The organism is Beijerinckiaceae bacterium (assembly GCA_004564215.1).
In the GTDB taxonomy this organism is placed as follows: Bacteria; Pseudomonadota; Alphaproteobacteria; order Rhizobiales; family Beijerinckiaceae; genus Methylocapsa.
Genome location: CP024846.1, coordinates 3,244,571 through 3,259,446 on the forward strand (window position 1 = coordinate 3,244,571; position 14,876 = coordinate 3,259,446).

Below are 14,876 nucleotides of genomic sequence, written 5' to 3' on the forward strand. Positions count from 1 at the left end.
GCGAGCGGCCCGCGCCCGACAGACTCAATGCTGATCGCGTTCGTCGCGGTAGAACCAGTAGCCCGGCCAATCATAATGGGTGTGCAATTGCTGCTCATAAGCATGATCGACCATGGCGACCGAGTCCCACGGCGGGCTGGCCTTCACTTGCGCGCGGGTAATGTTCAGCTCGACATGGCGGTCCGCCCAATCAATCTCGCGCACAGCATAAGGCGAGATCAGGACATGCTGCCCCGGCCACCAATTGCGAGTGTCGACGCCGAGGTAGCGGATGTCCCAATTGGCGTGATCGAAGACAAAATTTTCGATATGGCCAATTTCACCATCGGTCGCATGGAGGCGATAGCCGGTGACCTCGGTGACGCTGCGAAGATGCGGATCGGCTTCATCGGAAGAGGCTGACTCCTCCGCCACTTCTTCCTCCACCGGAGCAGTCTTGATAAGGGGCGGTGGCGAAAAGGGCGTCGCAATCGCACCAACCCCGAAATAACTGTCGCCCCACATCGGATCCCAGCCATAGTAGTCATAGAGATGAGATTGCATCTGACTCGACACCGGCTCATGATCCCGCAAATCGGGGCTTCCTACGACTTCCGCCTTGGTCAGCTTCACCCCAATCGATTGCCGCACGGGATCCGGTACTTCGAGCGCCGAGGGATGCAGCAGAATTCGCCGATGGGGCAGCCAGTCCCCGGGATCGAGGACAAGCCATCTAATCTTCCAGCTCTGGTCGTCGAACAGAAAGTCGCTGACGACGCCGATCTTACCGTCGGCGGCCTCGACCGCGTAACCCTTGAGCGTTGATTCGACGAACAGCATGTCGGACTTCCTCGATAGGATGCTTCTTTATTTAACGGGTTTAGGTAACGGCGCGTTCGCTCTCGTCCAGCCTTGTCACTTTAGCGGGGTCTATTTGTCAATGCGGCCTATCGAGATCGGGAACGATTTTTACCTCGGTCCAGCTCAATTCGCGCAATTGTCATCAAGCAATGCTTCCGCGCTGACGATATCCTTCGGTGACGCGCCGGAGTCATTGGCCAAAAGATAAAATCCGGGCTTCCCGTCATTGAAGGTCGCTCCGAATACAGCGAGGGTTTGGTTCCCCATGGAAAACTTGCCTGACGGAAGCCCATGCGCCAGTAATTTAAAGGGATCGACTTGATCCAGGCTGTCCGTTTCGACTTTCATCGCCACAAATCTGTGCCCGAGAAGTCCTGAACGCAGCGAAGACCAGGCTCCGTGAATCTCCGCTTGGTGGCGGCGCAGGAAATTGGCGACCGGCGGGGCAATGCAGGCAACGTGAATATGCAGCTGATCCTGGCTGCGACTGGCCGCCGAATTGATTGCCATCCCGATCTTGTCACGCGGCAGCTGGCGGTGCGAGCCTTCCTCGACGAAGCGGCGGGCGTCCCAGGCCGCCTCCCAATAATTGGGCGTGGCATCTTCCTGCAACGCCGGGCTTTCAATGCCGGAAATGGGCGTGGTCGGAACAACGATGATATGGGCGGTACTCGAGGGCTTCTGCAGCACGGCAAAGCCTCGGTCGAGACCTTTGGCAATGTTGACCTCCGTGCAGGGAAACGCGACGCCGAAGCCGCGATAGGCGGGCAGGCAAATGTCGTGGACAACCACCCACAGGCCGTTTCTGTTGGCTGCGGCAACACATGGGGGTGAAGCCGCGAGCGCCGCAAGGATCGGTCCCAATATGGCGGCGAAACGCGTGACTCTGTGCAAAAAGAACCCCATCGAAACGCTTCTCACTCTCGAATGGCAGCAAACGGCCAGCTTTTCCCAAGTCAAAAAAATGCAGTGCTCAATGAATATAAGTACATTTGCGCTCCGGGCCGTCGAGCGAAATCGATGGCGAGTTCACGGAGCGGTTTCGCGTTCTGCGTGTGGAGCGCCCTCCTCGGTCGATGGACACCTCTGGGTTCATCCATTTGTATTGACGAATTGCAGCGTGAGCACTAGCGTCAATCAAGCAAAAGCCGACACGCGGAGAACGCCGGTCGGGACGTGTTCGCGGCCAATGCGCCGCGCAAGGCGTGACCGGTTCGGGGTCGAAGGGGGAAAATTTGCAAGTAAATGTCCCCAAGCTGGATATTCAGCAGGCAGGCCTCACCACCATTTCGGTTGGTCAGGTTGCGATCGGGCCGATCACGGTCGGCGATCTCGTCTTGAACAACACCGATTTTGCCCTCACGGGGGCGCAGGGCCTTCTCAAGAATGTGAATGTGACGGTCACGGTGAAAATTTCCGTCGAATGGCATGTTCATGTTGGATTGCCGGATGGAATTCCGGACATCGACGTCGGCGATACCTATGATCTTGGCTCACTCAGCTTCCCGATGCCGGTCGGCGATATCGCAATTCCCGCGTTGAACAACGTCCATATCAACATCCCGACGTTGAACGCGCAAAATCTGTCGGTGTCGGCCAACCCCTTGAGCCTTCAGCTTCAGAACACGACCGCCGATCAAATCCATATCGACCATGCGACGCTGCCTTCGGCAGGCTTCACAATTGCAGGCTTGGCGCTGGCCTCCGTGGAAGGCGAGGCGGTCAGCGTGCCCGCCGCGAAGGTGGATCAGGCGACGATCCGCCATGTCCATGCCGATCCGATCAAAATTCCTTCGTTCACGCTCGGCAATCTGCATCTCCCCGCCGCGCAGATCCCGCACGTCAGCAGTTCGGCGCCGCTCGATATTCCGGCCAATCTGCAGACGAGATCGGTGGGCTTCGACGCCGGCATTTTGCGGATCTCGATCAAGGTCAAGCCCTCGGCATTATCGCACATCGATCATCTGGAAATATCCAACGCAAACGCGAGCGCCACCGTTGGTCAGATCGTGCTGCATAATGTTGTGCTACCCTTTGATGCTCTGAATCTTACATTATCTCAGATCGGGATCAATACGATCGAGATCCCGGCGTTTACCGTCGCGTAGAGGAGGCCCCAATGGCCGACGACGAAACTCCCGAAGTTACGATGGTTCCGGTGAAGAGATACGACGTCAACGTGACACTTGACGAAATTCTCACTCCGCTCGTGGAAATCAGCAACCGGCAAGTCCCGACCGCGACTGGGATCCAAATGACGCAATTGGAGCCGCACCTCCAAAAATTAAGCGATCTCGCCAAGCAGCTAAAGGAGGTTGTCGGGCAGATCAATGAGATCCATCCCGCTCTGCTGACCCCGCAGACACAGAGGCGATCGACGACCGAGTGATCTTTGTAAAATGCGCGCAAGGGTGCGCCGAGACGTCAAGCGAGCGGAAGGGTGGGGCGCATGTTCACGACGATCGCGGAAGCCGACATCAAGCAACTTGGGATCGGCGCCATCAGCGTAGGGCAAGTGGGAATTGGCCCGATCAAGATCGGCCATCTTGTCGTCAGCGACTTCGAGCTTAATGCAGCGGGCGACGGCGCCGTACTTCGCAACTTTCGAGTCATCATCTCATACGACATGAGTATCGAGTGGCGCCTTCGCCTTGAAGTTCCGGGAGTTGCGGCAGAGGACAGCGGCACTGTGGAATTGGGCATTCAAAATTTCGAAGTGGGGTTTGGCGATCTCAAGCTGCCGGGGCTTGAGAATCTCAAGATCAAGATTGACAGTCTGAACGTCGATAACATCGCCGCCGCCGCTGCGCCGATCACCAATCTTGAGTTGGGGAAGGCTGTCGCAGAACAGATCAAGATTCAGAACGTCAAACTGCCGACGCAAGGATTCACTCTGGCCGGGCTTGGACTCGGCGCCCTGAAAGTCGGTGGCGTTGGCGTTCCGGCCGCAAACCTCGATTCGTTTAAGATCGGCCGGTTGAAGGGCGATGCATTTCCGCTCGGCCAGATGTCGATCGGCAATCTCTCGCTTCCCAGCGCTTCGATTGCCGACATTGCCAGCCAAGGTGTCGATGTGAGTGCTGTGCCGAGACCCAAAGCCTTTCATATCGATTTGGGTTGCCTCGATCTCACGATCAAGGTCAATCCGAAGGCGGCAGCGCACATCGACCAATTGCTGATCCACAATGTTTCCGCGAGCACGTCGATCGGCAAAATCGAATTGCGCGATGTTGTGGCGCCCTATGAGTTATTGAACCTGACCTTGGCGCAGCTCGGGATTGACACGATTTCGGTTCCACAAGTCTCCATCGCTTGAAGGAGTGGGCAGATGTCCGATAACAAGGACTTCGACTATGAATATGTGGAAGTCAAAGTCACCAAAAAGATCGAGATAACGCTTTCGCCCGGCGAGTTGCTTGCCTTGGCCCAGAGGCAGGCCGGGGCGGTGGTGAACACGGTGCAGGACGCGCCTCGGCAGGGCGCTGGCCGCATCGCCAAGATGGGGCAAGCTCTGAAGGACACGGTCATGGGACGACCCAAGGATTCCGGCTAGCTCGATGTGCCTGGTTTGAACTCAACCGCCTCGGCACAGCCTTGGGTTTTGCCACGCGCCGGTGTTCGTGTTGACGCTCGCGTCGACGATTGCAAAGCCTAAAAACCATAGACGAGCCTCAGCCCGGCTTCGTAGCGCTCAAAATTTGCAAGATCGGCATGGCGGGCTCCGAAATCCGGAACCTGGAATGCCCAGGCGAACGATGCCGTTAAGCTCTTGTCCAATTGCAGAAATACGTGCGGGCCCACGAACAGCGCGTGAGACCTAGGGAAACCATAGGGCGCGAAATTCTCATGGCGGATCTCCGCGCCGACGAGAAAATTCGGGGTGATCACATAAGAGCCACCGACCAGGACCGTGAAGGAATCGTCGCGCAACCACTGGCCAGCCAATGGCCTCCAGAATGGCGCATAAGCGAGGTTGAGTTCCATAAAGAGTTGGTTGGGGATCACCTCCTTGTCGATGAGCAAGGCCGCGGTAATGGCAGCATTGTCGTTATATCTTCCGAACCCGGGATCGGTGCGGCGCCATTCCGGGTCGAAGGTGAAGGTCATCCCAAAGGGCGACGTCAGCCGATTGAGGATATTCCACCGAATTTCCGCGACAATTCCGCTGAGATTCGCCCCATTTCGGATGCTGAGGCGGGGGTCGTGGATGTTGAGATAATCGGTGAGAGTGCCAACCGAGAATCGAAGCTCATCGGTCACGGTGTACCGAATCGAAGTGTCGTTGGCGATGTTGAAATCGCGTCCGATCGCCCCGAAGCTTCCCCCCGTAAAGCTCTCGATCTCCCATTCTCCCTGAGCGCCAATATCCGATCCCTCGCCAAACCCGAAGATGTGCTCGGTGTCGAAATGCGGCCCGGCATGGCCGTTGTCACTCTGGGCCTCGGTTTGCGACAGTGCGGGCTTGGCTAAGGCGAGCAAAAGGACCATTGCACAGGCAACTATCCTCGTGTGCACCATGTATTTCCCTCCATGGACGCATTTAGAAGTCGCAAAAGCGATCTTTAGGTGCGGTACATAAAGTTAGCTAAGGCTAATAATTGTGTCAACGGCAAAGTCGGGTGGGCCGTCCGATTGGCGGTCCCGAACCCGTTCTAGCTCTTGGTCAGGCGGGGAGTTTTGGCTAGGAGTGCTCTTCCGGGGAGCTGAACATCGCGTTCGGGTTACGCTCTAGGATAGACTGATCGGCAATATGAGGAGCCTGCGATGACCGGCGCTGACAATGAAAAGCAGGAGACCGCTCGTCACGCCGAACGGTTCGGGCGGGTGCGCGACGCTCATCAACGGGAATTGGCCGAAGATTATGTCGAGCTGATCGCCGATCTCATCGACCAAAGAGGGGAGGCGCGCGTCGTGGATTTAGCGGGGCGCCTGGGTGTGACCAATGCGACCGTCAACAACACGATCCAGCGGCTCCAGCGCGATGGTCTGGTGACAAGCAAACCCTACCGCTCAATCTTCCTGACAGTGCAGGGCAAGGAGTTAGCCGACACATCGCGTGAGCGCCATCACGTGGTTCGGGAGTTTCTTGTCGCGCTCGGCGTCGATCTTGAGACGGCGGACATCGACGCCGAGGGAATCGAGCACCATGTCAGCGATGCGACACTGGGCGCTTTCCGCGGCTACCTAAAGAAGCATCGGCCCGTTCGCTGAAAGTGGCAAACCCTTGAGCAAGGTCAAGGACATGTCGCTGTATGCGGACTAGGGTTAGGCATATCAACAATGGAAAACCCGCATGCAATTTAAGAGTGTCTGTCTCGCCCTGAGCTTCGGTGAATTGATCCCGGAGCCCGAGGAACCAAGCTTTGCCGCAGAAAACTATGCCATTTCCTTCTGTGCGCGCGAGCAAGCCCATCTTTCGGTCTTTATGGCGGCGCCAAATCTTCGTCTCCCGAGCGCCGGATTTGTTCCGCTCACGCATGCGCTGGTCGATGAGATCAACGCCGAGCGGTACGCCCATGCCGAAGAAGCCCAAAAAAGAATCACAAACGCCGCAGCGATTGCGGGCGTCACCGTCGAATTTCAAATCGTGCAGCAATCCTACACCGAAACAAACCAATGCCTCGCTGCGGCGGCAAGAACGAGCGACATCGTCATCGTTTCCCGACCGACGGAAGGCCTTTCCCTCGACCGGGACCTGACGGAGGCCATGCTGTTCGCCTCGGGGCGGCCGGTCCTTGTGATCCCGGCAAACTGGGTGCGCGGGGCCGAGTTTCGAAATATCATGATTGGCTGGGATGGCGGCGCTCGGGCGGCGCGAGCCGTCGGGGATGCCATGCCTTTTCTTTTGCGCGCGGAAAAAGTCGAGATCGTTTGTGTTTCACCCGACTCGGAAAAGAGCATGCGTGGGGCCGATCTCGCGGCTCATCTCGCGCGACACTGCAAAAGCGTGACGGTCACGGAGATTCCGGTGCAGCATGGCAATGTTGCCAAAGCCTTGGCAAGTCATGCGGCGATGGGGAAAATGGATCTGATGGTCATTGGCGCCTATGCGCATCCCAAGCTGCTTCAGATGGTGCTCGGCGGTGTTACAAGTGGTATGCTGTCGGAAGCGGAGCTGCCGGTTCTTCTTTCCTACTGAGTCCGAGCCTTTGATGGGGAGTCCATGCCATCGGCGTAGGCGATGGCCGATCCGAAATACTTCGGCTGGTTGACATGAACCTTCCCAGCGATCCAAATCCAATGGAGAAACCAAGCGGGCGGATGCTGCGTCGTTTAAGAGAGCCAAAATGGCGCGTGGTTCGCATTCCAGCCGGTGGGGTGTTCGTTCTTCTGGGGCTCGTCGGTTTTCTTCCTATTGTCGGCTTTTGGATGGTGCCGGTCGGGCTGGCAATACTGGCGGTTGACTTTCCGCTTGCGGGTCGCCTTCTCCGAAAACTGAGGATCATATTCCGCTGGTTACGACGCTCCTTCCATCGTTGGAAGGGAGCGACAAACTCACCTAAATGAAGGCACGGCGCCAGGATGTTTGAACCGGCATTCAGCGTAGTCTCGTTCATCAACGCGCGCATGGTGCGACGTGCTCTCATCGCGATCGCAATATTGGCACTTGGTGTCGGCATTACTCTCGCCCTCACCGGACGCAAGGACCTTGCGGAATGGATTTGGGCGGCGGGTACAATTCCTGTCGCCGCAAGCCTCGCCATCTCGATCGTTCGCAATCTCTTAGCCGGAAGGCTTGGCGTCGACGCCGTGGCGTTCCTGTCCATGGTGGCCGCCTTGGCGCTTGGCCAGACCCTGGCTGGAGTGGTGGTCGCCATTATGTATGCCGGTGGCAACGCTCTGGAGGATATTGCAATTCGGCGCGCCGAGCGGGACTTGAAGGCTCTGGTGGACCGCGCGCCGCGTGTGGCGCATCGAAAACGCGATGCATCGTTCGAGGATGTGCCGATCGAACAGATATCGATCGGCGATGCCCTTCTCGTGCGTGCGGGCGAAGTCGTTCCCGTCGACGGCCAGATCACCACTGCGAATGTTTCCCTCGACGAGTCGGCCGTAACCGGAGAGCCAATTCCGATCACAAGGCGGGGAGGGGAATTGGCGCGGAGCGGTACGATCAATGCCGGCGAGACATTCGAAATGCAGGCGTCGACGACGGCTGGAGAAAGCACTTATGCCGGCATTGTAAGCTTGGTCACGGCGGCTCAAACAGCCAAAGCCCCCTTCGTCCGGATGGCGGACCGCTTTGCGCTTCTTCTTCTGCCTGTGACGCTTTGCCTGGCGGGAGCCGCCTGGGCATTTTCTCATGATCCCATTCGGGCACTGGCGGTTCTCGTCGCCGCGACTCCGTGCCCGCTGATCCTGGCAGCCCCGGCCGCCTTTATCGCAGGGGCGGCGCAGGCCGCCCGCCGTGGCATTCTGATCAAGGGCGGCGGACCGCTCGAAGCGCTGGCACGCGCACACACGGTGATGTTCGACAAGACAGGCACTTTGACCGTCGGCGGGGCAAGGCTAGTTGCGATCGAAACGGCTCTGGGCGAAGACCCCGACGAAGCGTTGCGGCTTGCTGCGTCTCTTGAGCAAGCCTCGCATCACATTGTCGCCGCCGCGATTGTGTCCGCCGCCTTGGCCAAGGGCCTGTCGCTGCAAATGCCGCGAAAGATACGCGAGACCATGGGATCCGGACTCGAAGGACTCGTGGACGACCGAATGATTTGTGTCGGTTCGCATCGACTTGTCTATGGAGGAACACGGCCGGAAGAATGGGCGTTTCGCGCTTTGCGGCGCGCTTCCTGGCGTTCCGCCCTCAGCGTCTTTGTTTCGGTCGATGGCCGCACGATTGCCGCCTTGCTTCTCGCCGATGAACTGCGGCGCGAAACGCCTCGCGCCGTCCAGGCTCTGCGTGCCGCGGGCGTGGCGCGCATTGTCATGGTGACCGGCGATCGCGCCGATTCGGCCGAGACGATTGGCGCCGCGCTGGATCTCGACGCCGTGCTTTCCGATCGCGTTCCGTCCGACAAGGTCGATGCGGTTGCAACCGAGCAGCGGCTTCACCCGACATTGATGGTCGGCGACGGCATCAATGATGCCCCGGCCTTGGCTGCGGCGGACGTCGGCATCGCCATGGGCGCTCGTGGCGCAAGTGCTTCCTCGGAGGCGGCCGACGTGGTCATTCTGGTCGATCGATTGGACCGCGTTTCGGATGCGGTGGTCATCGCTAGGCGCACGCGGCGCATTGCCATCGAAAGCATTGTCGCCGGAATGTCGCTTTCCGCGATTGCAATGGGAGCCGCGGCTTTTGGCTGGCTGACGCCGATTGCCGGAGCGCTGACACAAGAGGTGATAGATGTCGCGGTGATCCTCAATGCGCTGAGGGCTCTCGGACCGGCGCGCGCGCCCCACCGGCTCTCGATGCCGGCGGGGACCGTGCAGGATCTCCATGAGGATCACCAAAAAGTTGAGGCAAGCCTGGACCGGTTGCGCCAGATCGTGGACGCGCTGGACGACGCCAGGCCCGAGATGGCGGTCCAATTCATTCTTGAGGCCAATCGAATCGTGGGCAAGGAGATTGTCGCGCACGAACGCGAAGACGTGGGCAGCGTTTATCCATGGTTGGCAAATATCCTCTCCGAGGCGCATGGCCTCAATGCCATGAGTCGCGCGCATCGCGAGATCCTTCATCTCGCAAGGCTCTTGGCTCGCCTGTCGGAGGGGCTTTCCCCAAGTGAATCGGATAGATATTTGATCCGGGATGCGCAACGCATCATCGAGTCCATCGAATCTCTCGTGCGTCTCCACAATGCGCAGGAAGAGGATATTTACGAGGAGGCCGTCGATTGGAGTGCCGAAAGCCCCTCTTCAACGGCCGGCTCTTTGCGCGCGCCGAGCGCGCGTGACGGGAAAGCAAAAAATCCGCCCCAAGATAAATTCCAAAGCACCCGCACGCGCCGCGCGGGGTGGCGTACGGCGGTTGCGACATTCGTCGTCGTTATGCTGGCGTTCGGGGGCGGCTGGATCCTGTCCTCGCTGCATCGGGATCGGCCAACCCAGTACCGCACCCAGTCACTCGAGCGCGGCGCACTCGTCCGCAGCGTGGACGCGAACGGCGTTCTTGCGCCCACCGCGACGGTCCCGATCAGCGCCCGCAGGACGGGCACGATCCAGTCGCTTTCCTGCGACGTCACTATGCAAGTGAAGGCTGGCCAGCTCTGCGGGAAACTCGATCCGCGTGCCCTTCAGGACGCCCTCGATCGGGCCAAGGCGGAACTCTCGGCGGCAAAAGCCACGCTCGCGACGGACACGGTCGCTCTCGACGCCGCGAAGGCCGCCGTCGCGCGCGACGAGAAGCTGCCAAAGCGGCGGGCCCACAAGGCACTCGCTCAATCGCGCGAGGCTTTGACGCGAGCCCAGTCGCAGGTGAAGCGTGACGCGGCGGCGCTCGCCGCGCGTCAGGCCGCGCTCCGTGCCGCCGAGATCGCTCTGGGTTCGACCGATCTTGTTTCACCGATCGAGGGAACCATCGTCTCGCGCAGCGTCGAAGTCGGCCAGAAAGCGACCCCCTCGGATCGGCTGTTTCTGGTTGCGGATCTGTCAACTCTGCAGCTCATGGCCAAGGTCAACGAGAAGGACATCGGCGCGCTCAAGCCCGGCCAGACAGCGCGTTTTACCGTCGAGGGGTTTGCGGACCGCGGCTTTGCCGGAGAAGTGACCCAGATTGATCCTGCGCCGCCGACATCCGAACCCGCCGCCGATTATAATGTCGCGATCCATGCGCCCAACCCCGAACTTTTGCTGAAACCCGGCATGACGGCAAGGATCGAGATCGAGCTTGCGCGGCGCGAAGATGTTTTCCATGTGCCCCATCAGGCGCTGCGCTATGCGCTGCTATCGGCGGCCGAAAGCGGCGCCGGCGCGCCCAAGGAAGGCTGGTCGCCGCTGTTGATCCTGCGCGCCGGAAAGCCGATGGCGATCCTGGTCAAGCCGGGTCTCGACGATGGAACCGCGACGGAAATCATCGCGGGCGATCTCCGCCCGGGCGATGAGCTGATCCTCGGCGAAAGCAAGGACGTTCCAGGCGAGCAACAGCCTTGCCAAACCAAACCAAACCAATTTGACAACACTGATTGTGGGGATCGCGTAGCTGATTAAGGCGACAACAAATAGGGCAAGGATGCGCAGCAATGCCGAGCGTTGCCACAGCGCCGCGTAGCCGGGACCCTATACGCGGGTTCGGAATCGATTGATCCGTCGCCAGAGCGATGAGCTCTTTTCGGGAATACCAAGCGGAAGCAATCCACCGGTGGTCGACTGAGGATCGATGTTGCAGCCGATCGGATGACCAGTCAGCGCCGCGATCTCCGACTGCGGCCGCTGTGATGCCTCAGATCCGACAGTCGCGTGAAAAATGATTGGGATACCGATCTCCGCTGCCATCTTGATAGCCGTCTGCAGCTGCGTGTCGCTATCATTGTGCCGAAAAAGGATGTACTTCCACACAGCGCGAGTCGGACTCTTGCTCAAACGAATTGCATCCGCCAAATCGCGCGCAAATTGAAGGGCTCGCTTGAAATCGCCGGCGCGGCGATACCCTTCGTAGGAACTTTGATCCACCCCGTCCAAGGCCAGTTTAATTTCGTTAAGCCCGCAATCGGCTATTTCGTCAGCGCGGTGCTTCCCAAAATTGCCGTTTGTATCCAGCCAAATATTGGACTCGGGAAACAAGGCGCGCGCGAGCCGCGCCATATCGGCCACCCTGGAATGAAATAATGGCTCTCCAAATCCAACCAAACCCATGTCTCGCAAGCGCAATCCACTAGCGTGAATGCTGTTCAACGCCTTCTCATAAAGCTCATAATCCAGCAAGACGCGCGCCGGCGGGTTTTGTGTCAATCGTTCAAAGGTGCAAATGCAGGCTTCGCAGTAAAGGTTACATTGATTGCTCGGCTCTATGTGGAGATCGATATAGTCATATTTCTCTTTCGTATCAAAATCCGTCAGCCGAGATGGACACCCGTCACAAAAACTGAAGGGCTCATAACCGCTTGCAAAACTCTCCCGAATGAAACTCATCATTGGGCCATTGTAAAACGCTGCGATATCAACGTCGCGTAAATCTGCGAGAACGTCCCAGTACCGCATGCACGAGCAAGACATAGTCCCGTCCGCTTTGACGAACAGTGACTGGAGCTGCATGCATCCTTTGAAATTAGTCTTGACCCGATTTTCTCGGAATTTCGGTATTTGTTCTTCCGTCACCATGTTCAAGGCCGGCGTAATGGTTTCACTCATTTTTCGCTTCCTTGCGTAAATGCTTTGTGCCGCCCACAGTCCTTTTTCGCACTCAACACGCAAAGGCAGTCTGGTTAGCCACTCAAGCCCAATACATGCTAATCAATTGCGTCGGATGGTCGGAGTGACCTCACGATCCGATCGCCAATGAGACCCTAGGCGCGGGTCCGAAATCGATTGATCCGTCGCCAAAGCGACGAACTCTTTTCGGGAATGCCGAGCGGAAGTATCTCACCGCTGGTCGACCGAGGATCGATGTTGCAGCCGATTGGCTTACCGGTCAATGCCGCGATCTCGGGCGCGGGCCGCTTTGATGCCTCTGATCCCACAGTCGCGTCAAAAATGATTGGGATACCGATCTCACCCGCCATCTTGATGGCCGTTAGGATCTGATTGTCGCTATCATTGTGCCGAAAGAGGATATACTTCCAGACCGCGCGGGTCGAACTCTTGCTCAAACGAATCGCATCCGCCAGATCGTGAGCAAATTGAAAAGCTCGCTTGAAATCACCGGCACGACGATAGGCTTCGTAGGAACTCTGATCTACCCCATCCAAGGCAAGTCTAATTTCGCTGAGCCCGCAATCGGCTATCTCTTCGGCGCGTTGCTTTCCAAAATTGCCGTTTGTGTCCAGGAAAATATAGCAATCGGGAAACAACTTACGCCCAAGCCGCGCCATATCGGGCGCCTTGGAATGGAATAATGGCTCTCCAAATCCAACCAAGGCCAAGTGCCGAACGCGCAATCCAGCAGCTTGGATGTTGTAGAGCGCCTTCTCATAAAGCTCATAATCCAGCGAGACCCGCGAAGGCGGGTTTTGAGTCAAACGCTCGAAGGTGCAAATGCAGGCTTCGCAGTAAAGATTACATTGATTACTCGGCTCGATATGGAGATCGATGTAGTCAAATTGCTGTCTTGCATCAAAATCCGTCAGCCGAGACGGGCACCCCTCGCAAAAGCTGAACGGCTCATAGCCGTTTGCAAAACTGTCCCGAATGAAACTCATCAACGGTCCGTTAAAAAACGTTGCGAGATCAACGCTGTGCAAGTCAGCCAAAATGTCCCAGTACCGCATGCACGAGCAGGAGATCGTCGCGTCGGCTTTGACGAAAACCTGGTAGAGCTGCGTGCATCCTTTGAAATTGGTCTTGACCCGATTTTCTCGGAATCGAGGTATTTGTTCTTCCGTCACCATATTCAAAGTTGGTGTAATGGATTCGCCCATTTTTCGCTTCCTTGCGTAAATTCTTAACTGATTGTTGCCAGAATGTTCACGCAATAAATATTATCTTGGCACTTGGGACGCCAACCTAACGCGCAGTCGACCCAGTATACTCTAATTGCGGCCTCATCCTGCTTTCTTTCCACTTTCCTGACAAGGAGGGGCCGGTACGTTTGGAAGCGCACCCGTCGGATTTCGAGCGTGCCCCGTTTCGTGCTGTAAAGACGCTGGTCTAGGCGCGATTCGCCACTTTCACGTTCGAATTACAGGACCGATGACCTGTACGTGGTAACTTATCCGTCCCAATCTTCCGGGCGATAACTAAGTGTCGGCAAGAAATCGACGAACCACGAAACGGATTTGTCGACGACGATTGCTTACGCTAGGGTATTTGGACCCAACATTATCCAGAGGAAACCAGTGTTCGTTCCACTAGAGGTTGATTACGCGCAGTCGCCCATCGAGCCGCTGTTCGACGTATCGGCCTCTGCCGATTGGAAGTTTCGCCTCTTGGCCGACTTGCTGGCGGACCGGAATTTTCGTGCCGATGGTGAGGACCAGGCAGTCCGACGTGCTCTCGACATGGGCTGCTTTCAGCGCATCGATATCCCCGGCACGAAAAGAACCACGAGTTCCGATCACTCGCGGGTCGCAGTGCTGGGCGGCAATCCACTGCAAACACTTTTCGGTATGCTCACAGACACGGACGGCTCGATCCTTCGCCCGCGAGCCAAGTGGTGCTACCTTGAGCCGACGCTTCCCGACCTGACGGGTAAGACGGTGCTCGATGCTGGGTGCAATTGCGGCTTTTTTTCCTTTGAGTTCGTTCGGCTGGGCGCGGCCCACGTGACCGGCTGCGACCTCGTTAAGGCCAGCGTCGACGCAGCCTCCTATCTCGCGCGCGAGAAGAAGTGCTCGAACAAGGTGAGGTTCGTCTGCGACGATTTCACGCGGTCAACCGAACTCAAATCGCACGACGTTGTGTTCATGAGCGAGGTCTTTACCCACTCACCAAGCCCGGTCAACACACTATATGCCGCTGCCCTTCTTGCCGAGGAGACGCTAATCATCGACGACTTCTTCGAGCGCCAGGACGGGCCGCTCGATTTCTACGTCGCTGTATCGTCAGAGAGCGAACCATTCCCAGGGACCAAACCGGGCCAATTCGTCTTTCTTGCGGCTTCCGTATCAGAGCGCCTGCTGCTTAAATCGCTGCGGATAGCCGGAGTGCTGCCATCAAGGGTTCGACGACTGCAAAACCCGATGGAGCCGCGTCACACGCTGATCATCGCCGACATGCGTGGCGCACGCGAGCGCCGGGAAAACGAGTTGTGGCATCCCTATCTGCGCTCGATGATCGGGGAGGAGCGCAGGTCGGCACATGCAGACCCGTCCACTCCCTCATAGGGTCCTTATCAGAATGACGATAGGCTGTAAGTCCTGCCCTAATGGGCTCAACTCAGAGGAAAATTCGTCCTCGCTGGCCATCGGCCGAAGCCGAGCCGCCAACTAAGGTTTTATGATTGC

General features: G+C 57.8%; 14 protein-coding genes. 9 read left to right on the top strand and 5 right to left on the bottom strand.

The features are described 5' to 3' along the window. Positions 1-24: 24 nt before the first annotated feature. Together CU048_15480 and CU048_15485 are read right to left on the bottom strand one after the other, a co-directional pair. Entirely contained in the window at positions 25-819 is a 795-nt protein-coding gene (locus tag CU048_15480; protein QBR72452.1) for a photosystem reaction center subunit H, read from the bottom strand. Between the two features lie 144 nt (positions 820-963). Further along, positions 964-1,746 carry a CDP-diacylglycerol pyrophosphatase gene (locus CU048_15485; protein QBR72453.1) on the bottom strand — a complete coding sequence of 261 codons (783 nt, stop codon included), beginning with the start codon at positions 1,744-1,746 and terminating at the stop codon, positions 964-966. Between the two features lie 299 nt (positions 1,747-2,045). Here CU048_15485 and CU048_15490 point away from each other — a divergent pair, with 299 nt between their 5' ends. From CU048_15490 to CU048_15505, 4 genes are read left to right on the top strand one after another with little or no spacing between them, the layout of a single operon-like run. Next, a complete protein-coding gene (locus tag CU048_15490; protein QBR72454.1) occupies positions 2,046-2,948 on the top strand; it encodes a hypothetical protein in 903 nt (300 codons plus the stop codon). Between the two features lie 11 nt (positions 2,949-2,959). Continuing rightward, positions 2,960-3,229, top strand: a complete 270-nt coding sequence (locus CU048_15495; protein QBR72455.1) for a hypothetical protein — start codon at positions 2,960-2,962, stop codon at positions 3,227-3,229. A 60-nt stretch (positions 3,230-3,289) separates the two neighbouring features. Further along, positions 3,290-4,156 (top strand): hypothetical protein, encoded by an 867-nt coding sequence (locus CU048_15500; GenBank protein QBR72456.1) that lies wholly within the window; start codon positions 3,290-3,292, stop codon positions 4,154-4,156. A 12-nt stretch (positions 4,157-4,168) separates the two neighbouring features. Beyond that, positions 4,169-4,393 carry a hypothetical protein gene (locus CU048_15505; GenBank protein ID QBR72457.1) on the top strand — a complete coding sequence of 75 codons (225 nt, stop codon included), beginning with the start codon at positions 4,169-4,171 and terminating at the stop codon, positions 4,391-4,393. A gap of 98 nt (positions 4,394-4,491) precedes the next feature. Here the strand turns inward: CU048_15505 and CU048_15510 are convergent, their stop codons facing one another. After that, positions 4,492-5,328, bottom strand: coding sequence for a hypothetical protein (locus tag CU048_15510; protein QBR72458.1), 837 nt, complete (start codon positions 5,326-5,328; stop codon positions 4,492-4,494). Between the two features lie 276 nt (positions 5,329-5,604). On the opposite strand from CU048_15510, the gene CU048_15515 reads away from it, so the two are divergent. From CU048_15515 to CU048_15530, 4 genes are all read left to right on the top strand, one after another. Further along, positions 5,605-6,051 (top strand): transcriptional regulator MntR, encoded by a 447-nt coding sequence (locus CU048_15515; protein ID QBR72459.1) that lies wholly within the window; start codon positions 5,605-5,607, stop codon positions 6,049-6,051. An 82-nt stretch (positions 6,052-6,133) separates the two neighbouring features. After that, entirely contained in the window at positions 6,134-6,979 is an 846-nt protein-coding gene (locus CU048_15520; GenBank protein QBR72460.1) for a hypothetical protein, read from the top strand. Positions 6,980-7,053: 74 nt separating this feature from the next. After that, the gene (locus CU048_15525; protein ID QBR72461.1) at positions 7,054-7,347 is read left to right on the top strand and encodes a hypothetical protein; all 294 of its coding nucleotides are present in this window, start codon (positions 7,054-7,056) and stop codon (positions 7,345-7,347) included. Positions 7,348-7,407: 60 nt separating this feature from the next. Next, complete coding sequence (locus CU048_15530) at positions 7,408-10,986, top strand: hypothetical protein (GenBank protein QBR72462.1); 3,579 nt, start codon at positions 7,408-7,410, stop codon at positions 10,984-10,986. A 69-nt stretch (positions 10,987-11,055) separates the two neighbouring features. Here the strand turns inward: CU048_15530 and CU048_15535 are convergent, their stop codons facing one another. After that, a complete protein-coding gene (locus CU048_15535) occupies positions 11,056-12,126 on the bottom strand; it encodes a hypothetical protein (GenBank protein ID QBR72463.1) in 1,071 nt (356 codons plus the stop codon). Between the two features lie 155 nt (positions 12,127-12,281). Beyond that, the gene (locus CU048_15540) at positions 12,282-13,352 is read right to left on the bottom strand and encodes a hypothetical protein (GenBank protein ID QBR72464.1); all 1,071 of its coding nucleotides are present in this window, start codon (positions 13,350-13,352) and stop codon (positions 12,282-12,284) included. A 687-nt stretch (positions 13,353-14,039) separates the two neighbouring features. Between CU048_15540 and CU048_15545 the strand changes: the two genes are divergently transcribed. Further along, entirely contained in the window at positions 14,040-14,756 is a 717-nt protein-coding gene (locus CU048_15545) for a hypothetical protein (GenBank protein QBR72978.1), read from the top strand. The last annotated feature ends 120 nt before the right edge of the window (positions 14,757-14,876 follow it).